Here is a 19,748-nt window from a genome sequence, read left to right as displayed (position 1 = left end):
GCCGGCGGCACCCGCCGCCAGCACCACGCCCGCACCGGCAGCCGCGCCCGCGGCCAGCCCCGCTGCGCCGGCCGGCGGTACGCCCGCCTAGAGCCCCTGCAATGCGGATGCGCCTTATCAAGAAGTACTTCATCACCGGCTTGCTGATCTGGGTCCCCCTGGTCATCACGGTGTGGGTACTGGGCTTGCTGGTCGCCACCCTGGAAGGGTTCGTGCCCGGCTTCCTGTCGTCCGAATCGCTGTTCGGCATCGACATCCCGGGCTTCCGCTTCGTTCTGGTCATCGTAGTGGTGTTGCTGACGGGCATATTCGCGGCAAACCTCATCGGCCGTACCATGGTGGACCAGTGGGAAAGCCTGCTGGGCCGTATTCCGCTGGTGCGCTCCATCTACAACTCGGTCAAGCAGGTCAGCGACACCGTGCTGGCCCCCAATGGCCAGGCGTTTCGTCGGGCGGTACTGGTGCAGTACCCCCGCGCTGGTTCCTGGACCATCGCTTTCGTTACCGGCACGCCCAGCGGTGAAGTGGCCGGCCTGATGCCGGGCGACCACATCAGCGTGTATGTGCCCACGACACCGAACCCCACGTCCGGCTTCTTTCTGATGATGCCTCGCGCCGACGCGATCGATCTTCAGATGAGTGTGGACGCGGCATTGAAGTACATCGTTTCCATGGGCGTGGTCGCCCCGACCCAGGCGCTTGCGCCCGAGGGTCAACCGGCCCCGCTCTCTCCGGCAACCGGCGTGCAAGACGCGCCGCGAGCCGATTCGTAACCCTTACGCTCAAACTAAGCACACAACGGAGTCATCCCGCATGCGTACCTGCTACACCGGCCAGGTTTGCCGTGACCATCTCGGCCAGACCGTCACCCTGTACGGCTGGGTGAACCGCCGCCGCGACCACGGCGGGGTCATCTTCATCGACTTGCGCGACCGCGCGGGCCTGGCCCAGATCGTGTTCGATCCGGACAACGCCGCCTTCGCCACCGCCGAGCGCCTGCGCAATGAATTCTGCGTCCGCGTCACCGGCCTGGTGCGCGAGCGTCCGGCAGGCACCGCCAACAGCGAGCTGGCTTCGGGCGAAATCGAAGTGCTGTGCAAGGAAGTTGAAATCCTGAACGCGTCGGTCACCCCGCCGTTCCAGCTGGACGACGACAACCTGTCGGAAACGACTCGCCTGACGCACCGCGTGCTGGACCTGCGCCGCCCGCAAATGCAGCGCAACCTGATGCTGCGTTACCGCGTGTCGATCGAAACGCGCAAGTTCCTGGACCAGCTGGGCTTCATCGACATCGAAACTCCGATGCTGGCCAAGAGCACGCCCGAAGGCGCGCGTGACTACCTGGTGCCCTCGCGCGTGAACGCCGGCCACTTCTTCGCGCTGCCGCAATCGCCGCAGCTGTTCAAGCAGATGCTGATGGTGTCGGGCTTTGACCGCTACTACCAGATCACCAAGTGCTTCCGCGACGAAGACCTGCGCGCTGACCGCCAGCCCGAATTCACCCAGATCGACTGCGAAACGTCGTTCCTGAACGAATTCGAGATCCGCGAAATCTTCGAAAACCTGATCCGCCACGTGTTCAAGGTGGTGCAGGGCGTTGATCTGGCGCAGCCGTTCCCGATCATGCCGTGGACCGAAGCGATGCGCCGCTATGGTTCCGACAAGCCGGACCTGCGCGTGAAGCTTGAATTCACCGACATGACGGATGTCATGCGCGATGTGGACTTCAAGGTGTTTGCCGCCGCCGCCACGGCGCCCGGCAGCCGCGTGGTTGCCCTGCGCGTGCCCGGTGGCGCCGAAATGTCCCGCAGCGAAATTGATGGCTACACGCAATTCGTGGGCATCTACGGCGCCAAGGGCCTGGCCTACATCAAGGTCAACGAAGTGGCCAAGGGCCGCGACGGCCTGCAATCGCCCATCGTCAAGAACCTGCACGACGCTGCCCTGGCCGAACTGGTCAAGCGCACCGGCGCGCAAGACGGCGACATCATTTTCTTTGGCGCGGATCGCGAGAAGGTCGTCAACGACGCCATCGGCGCGCTGCGCGTGAAGATCGGCCACAGCGAATTCGGCAAGAAGACGGGCCTGTTCGAGGCCGGTTGGCAGCCGCTGTGGGTGGTTGACTTCCCGATGTTCGAATACGACGAGGAAGACGGCCGCTACACCGCCGCCCACCACCCGTTCACCAGCCCCAAGGACGGCCACGAAGACTTCCTGGAAACCGATCCCAGCAAGGCCTTCGCCAAGGCTTACGACATGGTGTTGAACGGTTGGGAAATTGGCGGCGGCTCGGTCCGTATCCACCGCGAAGAAGTCCAGAGCAAGGTGTTCCGCGCGCTGAAGATCGGCGCCGAGGAAGCTCAGGAAAAGTTCGGCTACCTGCTGGACGCGCTGCAATATGGCGCGCCTCCGCACGGCGGCATCGCATTCGGCCTGGACCGCATTGTCACGATGATGACCGGCGCCGAATCGATTCGCGACGTGATCGCCTTCCCGAAGACGCAACGCGCCCAGGATCTGCTGACGCAAGCGCCTTCCGAAGTCGACGAAAAGCAGCTGCGCGAATTGCACATCCGCTTGCGTAACGTCGAAAACAAGTAACTCCCCCCGAGGCGCCGGGGGCGCCTCCCCCCAGGGGGCGCCTCGCGGGACCGGCGGAGCCGGATCCTCGGCGGCCCGGCTTGTGGGGCGGCATGGGCTTGCGGCGGGTTGCGTTCTTGGCTGCGTGGCTACTTGTGAGTGTTTTGTCGCGGCAGGGTGTGGCTGAATTGGAGTAATCTGGCAAACGCCGCTTTGTTGGCGGTGCTTGCCGGAGCTGCTCTTGGGTCTGGCCAGTGGTTCCTCTGCTTTCAAAAGGCGCCATCGCTTTTATGTCGCTCATCCGTGTCGTCAGCTACAACATTCACAAGGGCCGCTCGGCATTGGGCCGGCTCGACTCCCTGAATGAACTTCGCTTGGGCCTGTATGGCCTGCGCCCGGATCTTGTCTTCCTGCAGGAGGTCCAGGGCCGCAACGAGCAACGATCCCTGCTCCACGCGCAACACGAATCACTTGCCGCCGCCTTGAGGCTGGACGTGGCCTATGGCCGCAACGCCATCCGTCACGCCACGGATCACGGCAACGCGCTGTTGTCGCGCTTTCCCATTCTTGACCACGAAAACCTGGACATCTCCGATCACCGGCTGGAGCAACGCGGGCTGTTGCACGCGCGTATCGAAGTCGATGACCGCCCGGTGCATTGTTTCGTTGTGCACCTGGGCCTGTTCGCCGGCAGCCGTACGCGCCAGGTGCTGGCGCTGACCGAGCGCATTCGTCGCATGGTGCCTGACGGTGAACCCATCCTGATCGCTGGCGATTTCAACGACTGGAACGACCGCCTGGCCCCACTATTCGTACAGCAATTGGGGCTGTACGAAGTGTTCTCGCACGCGCCGCGCAGCCATGGTGGTGAATTGCCGCGCTTGCGCGATTCGGTCAAGCGCCTGAGCAACGCGTTGCGCGGCTTGCCCAACGGCGGCTTGTCCGTGATGGAACGCACCAATCAGCTGGGCATGGGCGGCAGCGCGCCGCCGCTGCTGCCGCCGCCCCGTACCTTTCCGGCCGTGTTCCCGTGGTTTCGCCTGGACCGCATTTATCAGCGCGGTTTCGCCGTGCGTAGCGCGCGCGTGTTGCGCGGGCGGGAATGGGCGCGCCTGTCCGATCATTCCCCCTTGCTGGCGGAGCTGGAACTCCCGTGAAGGCCGAGCAGGTCAAGTTGGAATGGACAGACGGCAACAGCATTCGCTTGTTGCAGAACGGTGCCGACTTTTTCCCCGCGCTCTGCGCGGCCATCGATGCCGCGCAGGTCAGCGTGCATCTGGAAACCTACATCTTCATGCTGGACCGCACAGGCGTCCAGGTGCTGGAAAGCCTGATGGCGGCAGCGCGGCGCGGCGTGAAGGTCAGGGTGGTGCTGGACGGTTTCGGCAGCGCCATGCACGTGGAAGCCGTGCGCGCCCGCCTGCTTGAAGCGGGCGCGCAATGCCGCATCTTCCGGCCCGAACCACGCTGGTTTGCGCGCTACATCCCATCACGCAGCCGCCTGCGCCGCCTGCACCGCAAGGTGACCGTGGTGGACGGCAGCATCGCATTCATCGGCGGCATCAATGTCGTGGACGATTACGACGACCTGGACCCCACCGACGGCATCCCGGGGCCGCGCTTTGACTTCGCGGTGCAGGTGGAAGGGCCGCTGGTCACCGAGGCGGCCTATGCGCAAGACCTGCTGTGGGTACGCCTGAACTGGGCACGGCTGCGCCGCCATCCGCGCGACTGGAACCGCATGCGGCTGACCAAGCCGCACCACGCGCACGTCAAGCCCTGCGGCACGCTGCGCGCCGCGCTGGTGTTGCGCGACAACCTGCGTTTTCGCCAGACGTTTGAACGCGCTTACCTGTATGGCATCACGCAGGCTCGGCGCGACATTCTCATCGCCAACGCGTATTTCTTTCCGGGGCGGCAATTTCGCCGCGCCCTGGCCAAGGCCGCCGCGCGGGGCGTGCGCGTGCGCCTGCTGTTGCAAGGCAAGGTCGAATACCGCATGCAGTATCACGCCACGCGCTCGCTATACGACCAGTTGCTGCGCGACGGCATTGAAATCTATGAGTACATGCCCAGCTACCTGCACGCCAAGGTTGCCGTGATCGACAACGTGGCGACGGTGGGCTCATCGAACCTGGACCCCTTCAGCCTGCTGCTGGCGCGCGAGGCCAATGTCGTGGTCGACGATCAGCCCTTTGCCTGGGACCTGCAAGAGCGCCTGGAAACGGCCATCCGCGAGGGCGGCAATTTCATCCGGCCGCTGGACTATCAGCGCCGGGGCTGGTTGCGGCGTTGGGTGGATGCGGCGTCCTACACGCTGCTGCGTATCGGCGTGGCGCTGACGGGCTCGTCCGACAAATACTGACGCGGCGGATCACGCGCGCCGCTTTACCAGTCCCAATGCCAGTGCGGTGCCGACCAGGATGATGGCGGCGCCCAGCACGATGGACGGCGTGATGCTTTCGTCCAGCAACCACGCACCCCACACCACGCCGAAGATCGGCACCAGGAACGTGACGCTGACCGCGCCGGTGGGGCCGACGTTGGCGATCAACCGGAAAAAGATGATGTAGGCCGCGCCGGTGCACACCACGGCAAGCAGCACCGTGGATATCCACGCCGTCATCGATGCGGGCGTCTCCGGCCAGGCGGACACGGCCAACGGCAGCAGCACCAGCGAGGCCGCGATCATGCTGCCCGTGGCGCTGGCCAGCGCGTCCACGCCCGTCAGGAAGCGCTTGGTCCAGTTCGCGGCGAGGCCGTAGAAAACGGGTGCGGAAACGGCGGCAAGCACGGCGGGGCCGGTGCCCCCGGCCTGGAAGTTAAGCCTGTCCCACACCAGCACGATGATGCCCACGAAGCCGATCAACAGACCCAGCGACCGCATCCACGGCAGCCTGTCCTTGAGCCACAGCCATCCCACCACGGCGCCCCACACGGGCGTTACCGCGTTGGCCACGGACAGGAACCCCGCGCCCAACGATTGCGCGGCATAGGCATACAGCAAGAACGGGACGGCGGCGTTCAGGGTGCCGACCACCAGCAGGGCCTTCCAGTGCCGCGCAATCACGGGCAGCTTGCCGCGCCACATCGCGGCGGGCAGCAGGAACAGTGCGGCCAGGCCGACGCGAAGTTCGATCAGGGCGACGGGCCCGAAATCGTTGACGGCAAGCCGCATGAACAGAAAGGAACCGCCCCAGACCCCTGCCAGCAGCAGCAGGTCCAGCAAATTGCGTTGACGCATGGTGTGTCTCGGTGAGCCTTATTTGCGGCTGGTGACCAGGTTCTTCATCTTGACCCGGTACGCCAGCAGCGCACAGGACAGGGACAGGACAATACACAAGACCAGCCCGGCCCGCACTCCGTTTAGTACCGTGCCATGCGAAATCATGATCCCGACCAGCGCGGTGCCCAGCGCGCTGCCGATGGCGCGCGTGGTTTGCACCAGCGCGGACGCCACGCCCACGTCTCGGCGTTCGCTCAGCATCTGCATGAAGAGCGTCAGATTGGGCAGCAGAAAGCCCAGCGCGCATCCGTTGACGAAGAACGCGGCAAGAATCCACCACGCCGACGTGCCGGGTGAAATCAGCAACACCATCAAGGTCCCGGCTGCCAGTAGCAGCCCGCCAAACACCATCAAACGCTGCGGCTCGGTCTGCTTGGGAAACATGCGCCCGTTGATGATGCTGCCCACCGAAATCGCGGCAACCAGCGGCGTCAGCAGCAACCCGGCCTCGCTGGGGGTGTAGCCCAGCACCTGCTGCAACAGCAGCGGGCTGTAGAAGATCAGCACGAACATCACCGCGCCCACCATCATCGCGGCCAGGTTCAGCAGTTTGGATTCTTGTCCGGCCAGAACGCGCAGCGGAAAGATCGGCGACTTCACGCGGCGTTCGGTAGGAATCAGAATGGCGATGGCGGCCACGCCGATCACTGCCAACATGGCGCCCAGCAGGGGGTGGGCATGCTCGCCCTGGGCAAAGGCCAGTTCCAGCGCGGCCAGCGGCGCGCCCACGGCCAACACCAGCAGAATGGCGCCCACCCAGTCAATCTTGCGGCTGCCGTCGTGGATGGGGCGAATACGGGGAAAGTAGCGGGCCAACAGGAAAAACGCGCCTGCGGCCGCAACGGGAGATATGAAGAATGCCGCCCGCCAGCCCAGCGCCTGGGTCGCCGCGCCGCCCAGCACCGGGCCGATACCGCTGGCCATGGCAAAGGCGGCGGACACCAGCGCCATCCATCGCACCCGCTGCTTGGCGTCGGGAAACAGGTCGGCCGGCGCGGCGAAGGCGGTGGCAATCATCATGCCGCCGCCCACCCCTTGCAGGGTGCGAAAAACGATCAATTGGGTCATGGACTGCGCCAGGCCGCACGCAATGGAGCCCAGCGCGATGATCAGCACGGAAACCAGCATCAGCGGCTTGCGCCCGAACATGTCGCCCAACCGACCAAAGATCAGGATGGACGCGGCGGTGGCCAGCAGGTAGCCGGTGCCCACCCAGGCATAGAGCGCCATGCCGTTCAGCGCCTCGGCCACGCGCGGCAGCGTGGTGCTGATGATGGTGGAATCCAGCGCGGCCAGCACCACGGTTGCCGAGACCCCCGCCATGGCCATCAGCAAATCCCTCTTGGAGCGGGTGGGATCGGCGGCGGGCTGGGTCGGTGTCGGCGGCGGAGTCATGCCGCCTAGGATATCACCGGCCCACTAGGGTTTTCACTTGTAAAACGAGTGGTAGCCCCAGAAAACCGCAATGATCACCACGACCAGCAGCCATGACCAGCGGGAATTGGACACGCCGCGAGGTTCGGGTTCGGGGGGAGGGGGCGGCGGGGCAATCCGCGGCTGAACGGCCATGTGGTCGATGAACGCGGCAAAGAACTTCTGGATGATCTTGTCGCCGGCTTTCAGCAACAGCCCTTCGCCACATTCAGCCAACTTGCCGCCCGCCATGCCGGCCACGGTATAGGCCACGCGGGTGCCCTGGTCCTTGGTGCTGAGATTGACCTGGGCGGTGCCGATGGCCAGGCAAGCAGCACGGCCCTTGCCTTCGAACACCAGGGTGCAGCTGTCGGGGGCGTTGACGTCCGAGAGCAGGATCTCGCCCTCGTAGTCGGTGTCGATCCCCGCGATATTGGCACGCAGGGTGACGGCGTACTCGGTAGGGCTGCGCATCGCAACTTCCACGCAACCCGGTATGCACTTCTGCAAGACTCTCGGGTCCGTCAACGCATCCCATGTCTGGTGCTGCGTCGAAGGAATCCATTGGGCATCGGCAATGCGCATGGCTGTCTCCTTATAGAAGCTTTATGTGCACATTCTCTTCCCAAACAGCAGGTTTGGCTACTTGGGGCCCTGCGCCGATGCCGGTACGGAGGTATTAGCGCCCCTGCGTCAGAACCGAAATCCAATGCTGGGTCGAAAGATCGTGATCGGCGTTTTGGCCTTGCCCGTGCAATTCGCGCAGGATGCCGCTGGCCATTTTCTTGCCCGCCTCGACACCCCATTGATCGAAGGGGTTGATCCCCCAGATCAACGCTTGTACGAAGATCTTGTGCTCGTACAGTGCCAGCAACGCGCCCAGCGCGTACGGCGTCAGGCGCGGCAACACGATCAGCGTAGAAGGCCTGCCGCCTTCGTGTCGGCGATGGCGCGCGAGCCATTCGGCCTTGTCCGCGGGCATGCCTTGGGCCAGCATGGCGTCGCGATCCGCATCCAGCGACGTACCCCGCAGGAGCGTCTGGCGTTGGGCCAGGCAATTGGCCAGCAGCATCGCGTGTTCTTCGGTCCATTGGTGGTCGGCTTCGCGGCACATGATGAAATCCACCGCCGCGCCGTCCGTGCCTTGGTGCAGCCACTGGAAGAAGGTGTGCTGCCCGTCGGTGCCGGGCATGCCCCACACCGACGGGCCGGTGGGCACGCCCACGGGGTCGCCGGCCATATCCACGGATTTGCCCAGCGATTCCATATCCAGCTGTTGCAGATAGGGCGCCAGGAATTGCAGGCGCGCGTCATACGCGGCGATGCTGAGCGACCCATACCCGAGCACGCTGCGGTTGGCGACGCCGGCCAACGCAAGCTGCGCAGGGGCGTTTTCGGCAATGGGCGCCTGGGCGAAGTGCTCGTCCATGGCGGCGGCGCCGGCACGGATGCCTTCGATGACGTCAATCCCGACCGCCATGGCCACCGGCAAGCCCACGGCGGACCACAAGGAATACCGGCCGCCCACCCAGTCCCAGAATTCGAAGACCTGCGAAGACGGAATCCCCAGCGCGCGGGCGGCGTCGGGGCGGGCGGTGATCGCCACGACCTGCTCATACGGCCGTTGCACGCCCGCCTGTGCCAGCCAGTCCACGGCGCGCCGCAGGTTGGCCAGCGTTTCTGCCGTCGTGAAGGATTTGGATGTGACGACCAAAAGAGTGTCTTGGGCATTCAGGCCCAGGATGGCGTCTTCAAGGGCATGCCCGTCAATATTGGCCACGAATTTCAGGGCTCTGCGAGCGCCGCTACCGCTGCACGCGTCCGTGGCCAAGCGCACGCCCCAGTCGCTGCCGCCGATACCAATATGGATCACCGCTTTCCATTTGCCCTGAGCGTCCGCCTGTTCCACGAATTCCCGAACACGTTGGTGTTCGCGGGCGACGGCTTCAATGGGTTCCGGCGCGCGCAGCATGGTGTGCCAAGCGGCGCGGTCTTCTGTCTTGTTGACGTGGTCGCCGGCCAGCAGAGCCGCGCGTGCCTGGTCGAAACCACGGGCTTGGAGCAGGGCGGTTGCCGCAGCGCGGGCGTCTGGGGATGAGACCTGCGCGCTGAGGTCGATGGTTAGTCCGGCGGCGTGCAACAGGCGTAGTTCATCAGTGCAGATTGAGCCGTGCTGGACGGCCTGAGAGAACGCTTGCCATTCGGGAAGGCGCGGTAGCTTCGCAAGGTCAATGGGTTTTAAGGGCAGCATATTTTTTTGTAAATACGTCTTGATACTGATGTCCAAGTCCAGACGCGTCTCGTCAAATCGGGGGCGCGCGCGGTGCGCGCAATTCTGCAGATGCGCGAGTTTAGCCGGTTGATCAGGCGCCAAACAGGCCCTTTTTATTTTGCAAGCCGCGTTTCCATTCTTTTGCAAAGCTGTCCATATTGTTTTCATGCCTTGTCTGCGTCTGACGCTACAATTCCGCGATTCTCCCTCCGGCGCGTTTTTTTATGCTGTACGTTCTTGTAGCGTTTCTGGTTTCGCTGTTTTCGACCTTGCTGATCGTTCGCTACCGTTCCTGGCACGACGGCCTGACGGCTGACCACGATCTGGAGGGCGTGCAGAAGTACCATTCGAAGCCTGTGCCCCGCATCGGCGGACTGTCCTTGCTGATCGCCAGCGGCGTCACGTGCGCCTTGGTGGCAGTGCGCGAGCCGGACGTCCTTCCGAACATGGTGCTGTTGTTGGCAGCCTCGATGCCGGCATTTCTAGGGGGCTTCGCCGAGGACCTGACCAAACAAGTGCGGGTTTTGGTGCGGCTTGGACTTGCCATAATGTCGGGTGCTCTTGCCTATTATCTGCTTGGCGCGGCCGTGACGCGTGTCGACATTATCGGAATCGACTGGCTGTTGCAGTTCGGCCTTATTTCGTTGATTTTTACCTCCATTGCCATCGGGGGTGCCGCCAATGCCATAAACATTATCGACGGGTATAACGGTCTGGCGGCCGTGGTGTCCGCAATGATCTTGGCCGGGTTTGCCTACGTCTCGTTTTATCTCGGCGATCGGTTTTTGTTGATCGTGGCATTGAGCACGCTGGGCGGCATTATTGGATTTCTGGTTTGGAATTACCCGCACGGGCACATATTCCTTGGGGACGGCGGTGCTTACTTCCTGGGGTTCATGATCGGTGAGTTGTCAGTGCTGATGTTGGCGCGTCACCCGGAAGTGTCGGCATGGTTTCCGTTGCTGCTGTGTATTTATCCGGTATTCGAAACCCTGTTTTCCATCTATCGCAAAAAGTGGCTGCGTGGCCGCTCGCCCGGCGCTCCGGACGGGGTGCACCTGCATATGCTGGTCTACAAGCGCCTTGTGCGCTGGGCGATCGGCTCGCGCGAAATGCGGCATCAGACGCAGCGCAATTCCATGACGTCGCCGTACCTGTGGTTGCTTTCGTCGTTGGCGGTCATACCCGCCGTATTGTTCTGGCAGCAGCCCTATCTGTTAATGTTCTTCACGGCAGTTTTCTCCACCACCTATGTGGTGCTTTATCGCCGCCTGGTGCTGTTTCGCATGCCCAAGTGGATGATCGTAAAGAAGAAAAAGCGCCATTGACCGGCGCCGCTTTCCTTAACCACCATTGCCCGGAATTTGGGGCAATGGGTTGGCTGGAACGGGCGTCGCTGTAACCAGCAATGTTGTTGTACAGTGCGGGCTGCGTTGAACGGCGCCTGCCAACATCGGGTCGAGGGCGGCGCCAAGCTCGAATCATTATGCCCACACGAATCCTCATCGTTCGCACCTCCTCCTTGGGCGACCTCGTCCACATGCTTCCGGCAATCACCGATATTGCCCGGCATGTGCCTGACGCACAGATCGATTGGATCGTCGAGGAAGCGTTTGCCGAGATCCCGTCGTGGCATCCGGCCGTCAATGAAGTCATCAAGGTCGCCCATCGGCGCTGGCGCAAGTCGTGGTGGTCGTCGCAGGTGCGCTTCGAGCGGCGGGCGCTTAAAGAACGCCTGCGCTCCACGCAATACGACATCGTGCTGGATATGCAGGCGCTGCTGAAATCTGCTTGGCTGGTGCGTCAGGCGCGCGGCGTGCGGCATGGGCTGGATTGGCGGTCGGCGCGTGAGCCCTTGGCGTCGCTGTTCTACAACGTGCGCCACCGCGTGGAATTCTGGCAGCCTGCCGTGATCCGACAGCGCAAGTTGGCCGCGCTGACCTTTGGCTACCAGCATGCCGGGCTGCCGGACTTTGGATTGCAGAATTTCGTGCGGCAGGCCAGTCAGCCCGTGGAACCCGTGGTTGAAGTCGGCAGCGACGGCTTGAACGCCGCTGAACTGCCGCGCCTGCATCATTTGGACAACGACCGGGGTTACGCAGTGATCATGCCGTCGGCCAGCCGCGACGACAAACTCTGGCCCGAAGAGGACTGGCGCGCGGTATTCCGCCGCCTGCGCGAAGCCGGCTGCACCCTGAAACTGCTGGCGGGCAATGACGCCGAGGCCGAGCGCGCGAGCCTGCTCGTGGCCGGCATGGAAGGCGCCGAAGTCATGCCGCGCATGGACCTGACCGACGTGGCGCGCTTGCTGGCCGGGTCGCGCCTGATGGTGGGCCTGGACAGCGGGCTTACGCATCTGTCGGCGGCGCTGGGCCGCCCCACCATCGGCATCTACCGCGCTTCCACCCCCGTTCGCACGCCGCTGGTCGGGTCGAACTACACGGCCAGCCTGGGCGACCGCGGCGCGTCTCCATCGCGCGAAGCGGTGATGGCCTCGGTTGAGCAGGCGCTGGCCGCGCACTGACATGAATCGCGGCGTCTACACGCTGGCACTGCGGGCGTTGGCGCCGCTGCTGTGGCTGTGGATGGCGCGTCGCGCCAAACGGGCAGGCGGTCAGTGGGAGGTGTTTTCGCGTGAGCGGTTTGGCCACCCAGCGGATGGGCAACCGTTTTTCGCTTGGACTGCCGCGTCCCAGGCTGCTGCCCCTGTCTCCACTACCGCCGATTGCCCCTGGACCCGCCCCGTCTGGGTGCACGCCGTCAGCCTGGGCGAGACGCGCGCCGCCCAGCCATTGCTGCAAGCGTTGCTAGACTGCGGTTTGCCCGTGCTGCTGACTCACATGACGGCCACGGGCCGCGCTGAAGGCCAGCGTTTGTTCGCCGACGCCATGGGCCGGGGCCAACTGCGCCAAGCTTGGCTGCCGTACGACTTTCCCGGCGCCACCCGCCGCTTCATGCGCGGCTACCAGCCGCGCTGCGGACTGCTGATCGAACGTGAAATCTGGCCAAATCTACTGGCCGCCGCCCGACGCGCGCAGGTGCCGATGGCGCTGGTCAGCGCGCGATATTCCGCGTCGTCGCTACGCCAGGCAAAACGCATGGGCGGCGTGATGCACGAAGCCTTGGCCGGCCTCGATATGGTCCTGGCGCAAACGGTGGAAGACGCGGCGCGGCTGGTGCAGGCGGGCGCGCCCGTGCCCGCTGTGACCGGTAATCTGAAATTCGACCTGTTGCTGCCGGCGTCGCAGGTTCAGGCGGGCCGAGAATGGCGCACGCGTCTGGGTCGGCCGGTTGTGTCGATTGCCAGCACCCGCGAAGGCGAGGACGCCCCTTTTATCGACGCGATCAAGCGCTACAGCGGGCAGCCGGACGCTCCGCTATTCATGGTGATCCCGCGACACCCGCAACGCTTTGACGAGGCGGCCAGGCTGTTGAGCGATGCGCAGCTACCGTTCATCCGGCGAAGCGCGGGCGTCGAGCCGACCCCGGAAACCGCCGTGGTGCTGGGCGACAGCCTGGGCGAAATGGCCTTCTATTACGCTGCGTCGGATGTCGCCATCGTCGCGGGCAGTTTTGCGCCGCTGGGCGGGCAGAACCTGATCGAAGCCTGCGCAGCGGGCGTGCCGGTGATCGTGGGGCCGCACACCTTCAACTTCCAGCAGGCGGCCGAAGATGCGATTGCGGCGGGGGCGGTGGTGCGCCAGCCCGATCCTGCCGGGGCGGTGGATGCCGCGATAGCGATGGTGCAAGATGAGGCGCTGCGCCAAGAGGCTAGCCGGGCTGCGCGTCGCTGGTTCGAGTTGCACGCCGGCGCCACGCGTCGGACGATGGACGCGCTGGCGTCTTGGCTGGACTGAACTGGGGTCGCCGCGCACCCCTGAATCAGCAGCGGTTCCGCCCGATCACTGCGCCGTCCGCCCCACCAGCTTCACCGCATCCGCATTCAATTCCTGACCAAACCGCCTTGTATCGCGGCCTTCGTCTTCTGGCCGCACGCCGATCCAGCCTTGGCCCAGCGCCAGCACCCACAGGTTCGCCAAGAGGATCAGGATGAAGAGCACTCGCATGGCGGGCCTTGCTCAGGCGTTGAGGTCCAGGGTGGCGCGGGCGACTGCGGCCAGGCCATCCAGGACGGGGTGGTCCAGGTACACCGGCACCGGCGCGGCGCCGAATGTGCCGCCGGCATCGGCCAGCAGGCGTTCTATTTCCTGATGCACTTCGGGCCAGCCGCCGCCCGCCGCGTAAATCTGCGGGGTCTCGCCGTAGCGCTGGCGGCCCGCCAGCCATTGGCGCACCACCGCGCCCGCCTGCGCGGCCGCAATGCCGGAGGCAATGGCTTCGTGCGTGTCGATGGGGTAGGCCACGACCTGGCCGTTGGCGATGGGCAGGTTGGCGGTGCCATGGGCCAGGGCGTTTCGCATCATGGCCGGGCCCGGCAGAATCAACCCGCCGGCGAAGACGTTGTCGGGGCCGACGGTATCAATGGTGGTGGCCGTGCCGAAGCTGGCCAGCACGAAGGGGGGATGGGCGCCGGGCAGGCGCGACAGCACGCCCAGCAGCGACGCCCAGCGGTCGGCGCCCAATTGCGTCGGCACGCGGTAGCTGTTGACCAGCCCTAGCGTCGTGCCCTGTGAAGGCGACCACGTCACCGCGCAACCGTGTTTTTGCAGGATGGCGGCAATGGCCGTGCCGCGGGCTTCGCCGGCCACGTTCACGCCCAGCGCGCGCAGCGGGCGGCGCGGCAGCGCGGCCAGCCAGCCATCCAGCGCATCCAGGTCCAGGCCGTCGAAGGCGACCGCCGCCGGCTCGCGCGGCATATCGCGGTTGCTGGCGTCCAGCCAACCCACCTTCAAACGGCTGTTGCCGGAATCAATAAGAATAATCATGCTTGGCGTCGAATCGAGATTTCACCAATTGAAATCGGTGTGGCGCCCTGGGGCGTTTGCACCAGCAGGCGGCCATGTTCGTCCACGCCACAGGCGGTGCCGCTAAGTAGGATATCGCCTTTTTCCAGCACGTTCACCGGCCGGCCCGCCAGCGCGTCGACCCGGTCAAAACGATGCTGAAACGCGGCAAAACCCTCGCGTTCCAAGGTTTGAACCGCGTCGTGCCAGGCGGTGGCGCTGGCGCAGATCAGGTCAGCCGCGTCGGGCAGGAGGCCGGATTCGGCCTGCACCTGAGTCCAATCAGCCACATCGCGATCCAGCGCGCGGGACAGCTCGGCCGCGTCGCGCAAATTGACACCCATGCCGATGACAACGGTGTAGCCGGCCTCGCGGCCACCGGGATTGCGGGTGGTTTCCACCAGCACCCCGGCCAGCTTGGCGTCGTGCCACTGCACATCGTTCGGCCACTTCATGCACAGGCCGTTCGCACGCGGCCCGGCAACGGCGCGCAGCGCCTCGCAGGCGACGACGCCGGCCAAGGGCGATAGCGCGGGCAATTGCGCGGCGGGCAGGTGCACGTCGTACGCGCACGAAAACATCAGCGTGGAGCCCGCGCGGTTTTGCCAAGGGCGGCCGGCGCGGCCGCGGCCGGCGTTTTGCAGATGGGTGCCCAACAGCCAGGGTTTGGCCGCGCCAAGCCCCGAGCGGGCTCGCGCCAGCAGGTCGGCATTGGTCGACCCGGTGTTGCCGGTCCAGGTGATGTCTTGGAATACAGGCAGGCGCTGGCCTAGCTCGCGGGCCAGGGCTTCCGGCGCGGGCAGGTCGATAGGGCGGACGTGTTCGGACATGGCGGCGATTGTAGGGCACGCGGCCGCCACGCGCGGTCTTTCGGGGCGCAAGCGTTTATCATTGGCGATACATTTTGCATCCGGTGCCCCGCCTACATGCCGCATTCCGCTTCATCCGCGTCCGCCGCCGCGCCTTTCCGTCTGGACGGAAAAGTCTGCCATGTGGCGGGCGACTGGAGCGTCCTGGCCCTGGCACAGGCCGGCGAAGTCGAACGCCGGCGCACCGCCATGGCCCGCGCGGCCCAGGAAGGCGTGCGCTGGGATCTGCACGGCATCAGCCGCCTGGACACCATCGGCGCCTTGCTGATCTGGCAGGCCTGGGGCGAAAAACTGCCCGAACGGGTGCGCTGGTCGGCCGGCCAGCAGGATGTTTTCAACGCGCTGGCCATGAACAAGGGCGAGGCCCAGACGGCCCCGCCCAAGCCCGAAACCTTTGCCTGGATCCGCGGTCTGGGCGGCGCCATCTTGCAAGCCGCCGAAAACGGCCGGGCGCTGCTGATCATGCTGGGCCAATTGATGCTGGACCTGGGCGCCATGCTGCGCCGGCCGCGCCTGGGACCCTGGCGCGAGATCTCGGCGCAGGTGTATCGCACGGGCGCGCAGGCGCTGGGCATCACGGCGCTGGTGGGGTTTCTGATCGGCGTGGTGCTGTCGTATCTGTCGGCGCAGCAGCTACAGATGATCGGCGCCGACCGCTTTATCGTGCGGCTGCTGGGCGTGTCCATCGTGCGCGAGCTTGGGCCGGTGCTGGCGGCCATTCTGGTGGCGGGCCGGTCTGGTTCTGCAATCACCGCGCAGATTGGCGTGATGCGCGTCACGCAGGAGCTGGACGCCATGCGCGTCATGGGTATCTCGCACGGGCAGCGCCTGATCCTGCCGCGTGTGTTGGCGCTGGCCGTGACCATGCCGCTGCTGGTCTTGTGGACGGACGCCATGGCCTTGCTGGGCGGCATGTTGGCCGCGCAGATGCAGCTGGGTATCTCGCCGCAGTGGTTCCTGACCTCGCTGCCGGACGCCATCTCGCTGACCAATTACTGGATCGGCATCCTCAAGGGCGTGACCTTCGGCATCTTGATCGCGCTGATCGCCTGCCACTTTGGCTTGCGCATCCAGCCCAATACCGAAAGCCTGGGCCGGGGCACAACCACATCCGTGGTGACATCAATTACCGGCGTGATCCTGCTGGACGCCTTCTACGCCATCATCTTCAGTTCGGTGGGCATCTGATGAACAGCGCCACGCAAAACCGCCTGTTCACCGACGACAGCGTCACCGTCGAGCCCGTTATCACGGTGCGCGGGCTGCGCACGGCGTTTGGCGACCATGTGGTGCACGACAACCTGGACCTGACCGTCTTCCCCGGCGAAATCCTGGTGCTGGTGGGCGGATCGGGCACCGGCAAGACGGTGCTGCTGCGGCAAATCATCGGCCTGGACCAACCTGCCGCCGGCTCCGTCAAAGTGCTGGGGCATTCGCTGTTCGACCTGTCGCCCGGCGAGCGCCGGCGCCTGTCTTACCGCTGGGGCATGCTGTTTCAGGCGGGGGCGTTGTTCTCGGCGCTGTCCGTGTTCGACAACGTGGCGCTGCCATTGCGCGAACTGCGAACGGTGCCCGAAGACCTGGTGTGCGATGTCGTCATGTGCCGGCTGGCCATGGTCGGGCTATCCGCCAAGGACGCCGACAAGCGGCCGTCGGACCTGTCCGGCGGCATGGTCAAGCGCGTGGCGCTGGCGCGTGCGTTGTCGCTGGACCCCGAATTGCTGTTCCTGGACGAACCTACCGCCGGGCTGGACCCGCTGCGTTCGGACGAATTCGTGGATCTGGTGCGCAGCCTGCACCGCCAGCTGGGGTTTACCGTCGTCATGGTGACGCACGATCTGGACACGCTGCTGGCGCTGGCTACGCGTGTCGCCGTGCTGGCCGACAAGCGGGTGATCGTGTGCGACACGGTGCAGGAAGTCCTGAAGGTCGATCACCCGTTCATTCATACATTCTTTCTGGGCGAACGCGGCTTGCGCGCGCTTGGGGACCTGGCGCCGAAGGGGTTGCATCATGGAAAACCGTAGTCATGCGCTCATGGCCGGCATCTTCACGCTGGTCCTGTTGGTTGCCGCCGCGCTGATCGCCGTGTGGATCGGGCGGGATCGCACCAAGTTGCAAACGTACGAGATCGTGTCGGCCACCGCCGTCAGCGGCTTGAATCCGCAATCGGCCGTGCGTTATCAAGGCGTGCCGGTGGGCAAGGTGCAGTCCTTGGCGCTGAACCCGAACAAGCCGGGGCAGGTGCGCATCCGTATCGGCGTGGCGCCCAATACGCCCATCACCGAATCAACGTGGGCGGAACTGGGCGTGCAAGGCGTGACGGGGATGTCCAACGTGGAACTGCGCGACGACGGCTCGTCGCTCAAGCGCCTGGCTTCGTCCGCCGAGCATCCCGCCGCCATTCCGCTGCGCCCCGGTTTTCTTGATCGCATCGAGCAGCGCGGCGGCAAGCTGATATCCAACGTGGAAGAGGCTACCGAGCAACTGCGCCGCGTGCTCAGCGAACAGAACGTGCAAGCGCTGACCGCCACCTTGCAGAATGCCACCGACATCACGCAGTCGTTGCGGCAAGCCAGCCGCGACCTTGCGCCCACCATGGCCAAGCTGGGACCGCTGATCGACTCGCTGGGCACGACGTCGCGCCAAGCCGACCGCGCCGCGCGCGAGATTGCCGACCTGGCGCAGCAGGCGCGGCAGGCGCTGGCGCGCTTGAATGCGCCCGACGGCCCCTTGTCGGTCGCCACGCGCAGCCTTAACGACATTGCGCTGGCCGCCGCGCGCCTGGATGGCGAAACCCTGCCCGCCGTTACCAATATGGCCACCAACGTCAGCGCCGCCGCGCGTGGCGCGACCGTCACCCTGCGCCGTGTCGACAGCACGCCGCAATCGTTCTTGTTCGGCCCGGCGCCCGTTGCGCCCGGGCCTGGCGAAGCCGGCTTTGCCGGATTCGGGAGACAGCCCAAATGAAAATGCGCAGCGCCGTACTGTTATTGACCGTGACCCTGACTCTGACCTTGGCGGGCTGCGGCATCGGCCGCGTGCCGGCGCCGCCCTCGGTGTTCGACCTGGGGTTGGACGCCAAACCCGTGCCGGCGCTGCCTGCCCGCGCACCGATCGCCATGAGCGTGCAAGCGCCGCCCGCCTTGTCGGACACCAGCATGATCTGGCGCGTGGGCGACAGCGCCGCGCCCCGGGCGTATGCCACGTTCCGCTGGGCCTCGTCGCCGTCCGAACTCGTGCGCCAGCGCATCACCGACCGCTTGTCTCGTCAGGGCGCCGTGCTGGCCGACCGCGTCAACCTTCAGATGCCGCAGCTGCAACTGACGCTGATGCAGTTCGAGCAGGTGTATGCCGATGACGGGCAGTCCAGCGAAGGCCGCATCCTGTTGCAGGCAGTGCTGCTCAATGGTCGCAACGTGGTCGATCAAAAGCGCATCCAGGTGCGCGTGCCGACCCCGACGCAAGACGCCGCCGGCGGCGTCGCGGCGCTGCGGCAAGCCACGGACGAGGCCTCGGATCAGCTGGCGCAATGGTTGGCGGCGACGGTGCGAAGCGCCTCCGCCGCCACGTCCGAACCCGCCTCCGCAGTGGCATCCGGTGCTACGTCAGAAACCGCGCCCCGGCGCGGATTCGGCCCCCGGCCCGGACCGAACTTCGAGCCCGCATTCAATCCCTCTGCCGGGTCACGGCCCGGCAATTGAATCCGTTTCGTTGTTTCCTCGTTTCCCCATTTCCTTTTTTGCACCTTGAGTTGAACCATGTCCGCACGCACTGATACCCACGCCTTCACCGGCGCCGCCGGCCGCATTGATTGCGCCGTCGATTGGCCTGCCGGCACGCCGCGAGGCTGGGCCCTGGTCCTGCATCCGCATCCGCTGCAAGGCGGCGCGCGCGAAAACAAGGTGGTCACCACCGTGTCGCGCGCCTGCGTGCAGCATGGCCTGGTGGCGGTGCGCCCCAACTTTCGCGGCGTCGGGCAGTCCGAAGGCGTGTTCGACAAGTCGGTCGGCGAAACCCAGGACATGCTTGCCGTGGTGACGCAAATGCGCGAGCTGCATCCCGAACTGGCCGACGCACCCTGGGTACTGGCTGGCTTTTCGTTTGGCACCGCGGTCGCGGCGCAAACCTACGCGGCGCTGGCGGATGCGGGCGATGCCAAGCTGCCGTCCGCGCTGATGTTGATGGGGCCGGCGGTGAACCGGTTTCAGTCGCATGAAGTCCAGGTTCCTGACGACACGCTGATGGTCCACGGCGAAGAAGACGAGGTGGTGCCGCTGTCCGAAGCCATGGACTGGGCGCGTCCGCGTTCGATTCCGGTGGTGGTGGTGCCGGGCGCATCGCACTTCTTTCACGGCAAGCTGCTGGTGCTGCGCCAGTTGATCCAGGCGCGGCTGAAGGTCGCGTTGGACTGAACCGGCCAC

The 19,748-nt window shown here is 65.2% G+C and carries 18 protein-coding genes and 1 pseudogene; 12 read left to right on the top strand and 7 right to left on the bottom strand.

Annotated features, from left to right (window positions below; translation table 11 throughout):
* Positions 1-107 precede the first annotated feature (107 nt).
* The 4 genes from AC6LJY_RS06295 to clsB all read left to right on the top strand — a co-directional run bounded on the left by AC6LJY_RS06295 (position 108) and on the right by clsB (position 4,945).
* Positions 108-773 carry a DUF502 domain-containing protein gene (locus AC6LJY_RS06295; protein WP_046802941.1) on the top strand — a complete coding sequence of 222 codons (666 nt, stop codon included), beginning with the start codon at positions 108-110 and terminating at the stop codon, positions 771-773.
* Between the two features lie 40 nt (positions 774-813).
* Entirely contained in the window at positions 814-2,601 is a 1,788-nt protein-coding gene (gene aspS, locus AC6LJY_RS06290; RefSeq protein WP_104142524.1) for an aspartate--tRNA ligase, read from the top strand.
* Between the two features lie 269 nt (positions 2,602-2,870).
* Positions 2,871-3,737 carry an endonuclease/exonuclease/phosphatase family protein gene (locus AC6LJY_RS06285; RefSeq protein WP_046802943.1) on the top strand — a complete coding sequence of 289 codons (867 nt, stop codon included), beginning with the start codon at positions 2,871-2,873 and terminating at the stop codon, positions 3,735-3,737.
* Positions 3,734-4,945: a cardiolipin synthase ClsB gene (gene clsB / locus AC6LJY_RS06280; RefSeq protein ID WP_046802944.1), complete on the top strand. Its 1,212-nt coding sequence runs from the start codon at positions 3,734-3,736 to the stop codon at positions 4,943-4,945. Before AC6LJY_RS06285 ends, clsB begins: the two co-directional genes overlap by 4 nt.
* Positions 4,946-4,954: 9 nt before the next feature.
* Here clsB and AC6LJY_RS06275 read toward each other — a convergent pair whose 3' ends face one another.
* From AC6LJY_RS06275 to pgi, 4 genes are all read right to left on the bottom strand, one after another.
* A complete protein-coding gene (locus tag AC6LJY_RS06275; protein WP_498135508.1) occupies positions 4,955-5,824 on the bottom strand; it encodes a DMT family transporter in 870 nt (289 codons plus the stop codon).
* Positions 5,825-5,842: 18 nt separating this feature from the next.
* Positions 5,843-7,261: an MFS transporter gene (locus AC6LJY_RS06270; protein ID WP_120157290.1), complete on the bottom strand. Its 1,419-nt coding sequence runs from the start codon at positions 7,259-7,261 to the stop codon at positions 5,843-5,845.
* Between the two features lie 33 nt (positions 7,262-7,294).
* Positions 7,295-7,864: an SRPBCC family protein gene (locus tag AC6LJY_RS06265; RefSeq protein WP_046802946.1), complete on the bottom strand. Its 570-nt coding sequence runs from the start codon at positions 7,862-7,864 to the stop codon at positions 7,295-7,297.
* A 94-nt stretch (positions 7,865-7,958) separates the two neighbouring features.
* Positions 7,959-9,530 carry a glucose-6-phosphate isomerase gene (pgi, locus tag AC6LJY_RS06260; RefSeq protein WP_498135507.1) on the bottom strand — a complete coding sequence of 524 codons (1,572 nt, stop codon included), beginning with the start codon at positions 9,528-9,530 and terminating at the stop codon, positions 7,959-7,961.
* Positions 9,531-9,775: 245 nt separating this feature from the next.
* Between pgi and AC6LJY_RS06255 the strand changes: the two genes are divergently transcribed.
* The 3 genes from AC6LJY_RS06255 to AC6LJY_RS06245 all read left to right on the top strand — a co-directional run bounded on the left by AC6LJY_RS06255 (position 9,776) and on the right by AC6LJY_RS06245 (position 13,408).
* A complete protein-coding gene (locus AC6LJY_RS06255; RefSeq protein WP_219991416.1) occupies positions 9,776-10,879 on the top strand; it encodes an MraY family glycosyltransferase in 1,104 nt (367 codons plus the stop codon).
* Between the two features lie 158 nt (positions 10,880-11,037).
* Positions 11,038-12,075 carry a lipopolysaccharide heptosyltransferase I gene (gene waaC, locus AC6LJY_RS06250; RefSeq protein ID WP_046802948.1) on the top strand — a complete coding sequence of 346 codons (1,038 nt, stop codon included), beginning with the start codon at positions 11,038-11,040 and terminating at the stop codon, positions 12,073-12,075.
* A 1-nt stretch (position 12,076) separates the two neighbouring features.
* The gene (locus AC6LJY_RS06245) at positions 12,077-13,408 is read left to right on the top strand and encodes a 3-deoxy-D-manno-octulosonic acid transferase (RefSeq protein WP_498135506.1); all 1,332 of its coding nucleotides are present in this window, start codon (positions 12,077-12,079) and stop codon (positions 13,406-13,408) included.
* A 45-nt stretch (positions 13,409-13,453) separates the two neighbouring features.
* Here the strand turns inward: AC6LJY_RS06245 and AC6LJY_RS06240 are convergent, their stop codons facing one another.
* From AC6LJY_RS06240 to AC6LJY_RS06230, 3 genes are read right to left on the bottom strand one after another with little or no spacing between them, the layout of a single operon-like run.
* Positions 13,454-13,618: a hypothetical protein gene (locus AC6LJY_RS06240; protein WP_185975327.1), complete on the bottom strand. Its 165-nt coding sequence runs from the start codon at positions 13,616-13,618 to the stop codon at positions 13,454-13,456.
* A gap of 12 nt (positions 13,619-13,630) precedes the next feature.
* Positions 13,631-14,437 (bottom strand): type III pantothenate kinase, encoded by an 807-nt coding sequence (locus tag AC6LJY_RS06235; RefSeq protein WP_498135505.1) that lies wholly within the window; start codon positions 14,435-14,437, stop codon positions 13,631-13,633.
* The gene (locus AC6LJY_RS06230) at positions 14,434-15,285 is read right to left on the bottom strand and encodes a biotin--[acetyl-CoA-carboxylase] ligase (RefSeq protein WP_046803127.1); all 852 of its coding nucleotides are present in this window, start codon (positions 15,283-15,285) and stop codon (positions 14,434-14,436) included. Before AC6LJY_RS06230 ends, AC6LJY_RS06235 begins: the two co-directional genes overlap by 4 nt.
* Positions 15,286-15,381: 96 nt before the next feature.
* Here AC6LJY_RS06230 and AC6LJY_RS06225 point away from each other — a divergent pair, with 96 nt between their 5' ends.
* The 5 genes and pseudogenes from AC6LJY_RS06225 to AC6LJY_RS06205 all read left to right on the top strand — a co-directional run bounded on the left by AC6LJY_RS06225 (position 15,382) and on the right by AC6LJY_RS06205 (position 19,739).
* Complete coding sequence (locus AC6LJY_RS06225; protein WP_120157284.1) at positions 15,382-16,512, top strand: MlaE family ABC transporter permease; 1,131 nt, start codon at positions 15,382-15,384, stop codon at positions 16,510-16,512.
* Positions 16,512-17,351: an ABC transporter ATP-binding protein gene (locus tag AC6LJY_RS06220; protein WP_046802952.1), complete on the top strand. Its 840-nt coding sequence runs from the start codon at positions 16,512-16,514 to the stop codon at positions 17,349-17,351. The genes AC6LJY_RS06225 and AC6LJY_RS06220 overlap by 1 nt, the downstream gene beginning before the upstream one ends.
* A complete protein-coding gene (locus AC6LJY_RS06215) occupies positions 17,338-18,294 on the top strand; it encodes an MlaD family protein (RefSeq protein ID WP_046802953.1) in 957 nt (318 codons plus the stop codon). Before AC6LJY_RS06220 ends, AC6LJY_RS06215 begins: the two co-directional genes overlap by 14 nt.
* Positions 18,291-18,890: pseudogene (locus AC6LJY_RS06210) on the top strand (ABC-type transport auxiliary lipoprotein family protein); the annotation flags it as partial. The gene AC6LJY_RS06215 and the pseudogene AC6LJY_RS06210, both read left to right, overlap by 4 nt.
* 195 nt (positions 18,891-19,085) lie before the next feature.
* Positions 19,086-19,739 (top strand): alpha/beta hydrolase, encoded by a 654-nt coding sequence (locus tag AC6LJY_RS06205; RefSeq protein ID WP_046802955.1) that lies wholly within the window; start codon positions 19,086-19,088, stop codon positions 19,737-19,739.
* Positions 19,740-19,748 lie beyond the last annotated feature (9 nt).

Source organism: Achromobacter sp. RT286_PF (genome assembly GCF_059760425.1).
Note: the sequence above shows the minus strand (reverse complement) of the source record. Positions and strands in the feature narration are given on the sequence as shown.

Excerpts from the sequence above, each read along its gene's own strand:
- AC6LJY_RS06240 (WP_185975327.1), bottom strand. The coding sequence starts at position 13,618 with ATGCGAGTGCTCTTCATCCTGATCCTCTTGGCGAACCTGTGGGTGCTG.
- AC6LJY_RS06205 (WP_046802955.1), top strand. The coding sequence starts at position 19,086 with ATGTCCGCACGCACTGATACCCACGCCTTCACCGGCGCCGCCGGCCGC.
- AC6LJY_RS06265 (WP_046802946.1), bottom strand. The coding sequence starts at position 7,864 with ATGCGCATTGCCGATGCCCAATGGATTCCTTCGACGCAGCACCAGACA.
- AC6LJY_RS06255 (WP_219991416.1), top strand. The coding sequence starts at position 9,776 with ATGCTGTACGTTCTTGTAGCGTTTCTGGTTTCGCTGTTTTCGACCTTG.
- waaC (WP_046802948.1), top strand. The coding sequence starts at position 11,038 with ATGCCCACACGAATCCTCATCGTTCGCACCTCCTCCTTGGGCGACCTC.
- AC6LJY_RS06275 (WP_498135508.1), bottom strand. The coding sequence starts at position 5,824 with ATGCGTCAACGCAATTTGCTGGACCTGCTGCTGCTGGCAGGGGTCTGG.
- aspS (WP_104142524.1), top strand. The coding sequence starts at position 814 with ATGCGTACCTGCTACACCGGCCAGGTTTGCCGTGACCATCTCGGCCAG.
- AC6LJY_RS06245 (WP_498135506.1), top strand. The coding sequence starts at position 12,077 with ATGAATCGCGGCGTCTACACGCTGGCACTGCGGGCGTTGGCGCCGCTG.
- AC6LJY_RS06230 (WP_046803127.1), bottom strand. The coding sequence starts at position 15,285 with ATGTCCGAACACGTCCGCCCTATCGACCTGCCCGCGCCGGAAGCCCTG.
- AC6LJY_RS06285 (WP_046802943.1), top strand. The coding sequence starts at position 2,871 with ATGTCGCTCATCCGTGTCGTCAGCTACAACATTCACAAGGGCCGCTCG.
- AC6LJY_RS06295 (WP_046802941.1), top strand. The coding sequence starts at position 108 with ATGCGCCTTATCAAGAAGTACTTCATCACCGGCTTGCTGATCTGGGTC.
- AC6LJY_RS06235 (WP_498135505.1), bottom strand. The coding sequence starts at position 14,437 with ATGATTATTCTTATTGATTCCGGCAACAGCCGTTTGAAGGTGGGTTGG.
- pgi (WP_498135507.1), bottom strand. The coding sequence starts at position 9,530 with ATGCTGCCCTTAAAACCCATTGACCTTGCGAAGCTACCGCGCCTTCCC.
- AC6LJY_RS06270 (WP_120157290.1), bottom strand. The coding sequence starts at position 7,261 with ATGACTCCGCCGCCGACACCGACCCAGCCCGCCGCCGATCCCACCCGC.
- AC6LJY_RS06220 (WP_046802952.1), top strand. The coding sequence starts at position 16,512 with ATGAACAGCGCCACGCAAAACCGCCTGTTCACCGACGACAGCGTCACC.
- AC6LJY_RS06215 (WP_046802953.1), top strand. The coding sequence starts at position 17,338 with ATGGAAAACCGTAGTCATGCGCTCATGGCCGGCATCTTCACGCTGGTC.
- AC6LJY_RS06225 (WP_120157284.1), top strand. The coding sequence starts at position 15,382 with ATGCCGCATTCCGCTTCATCCGCGTCCGCCGCCGCGCCTTTCCGTCTG.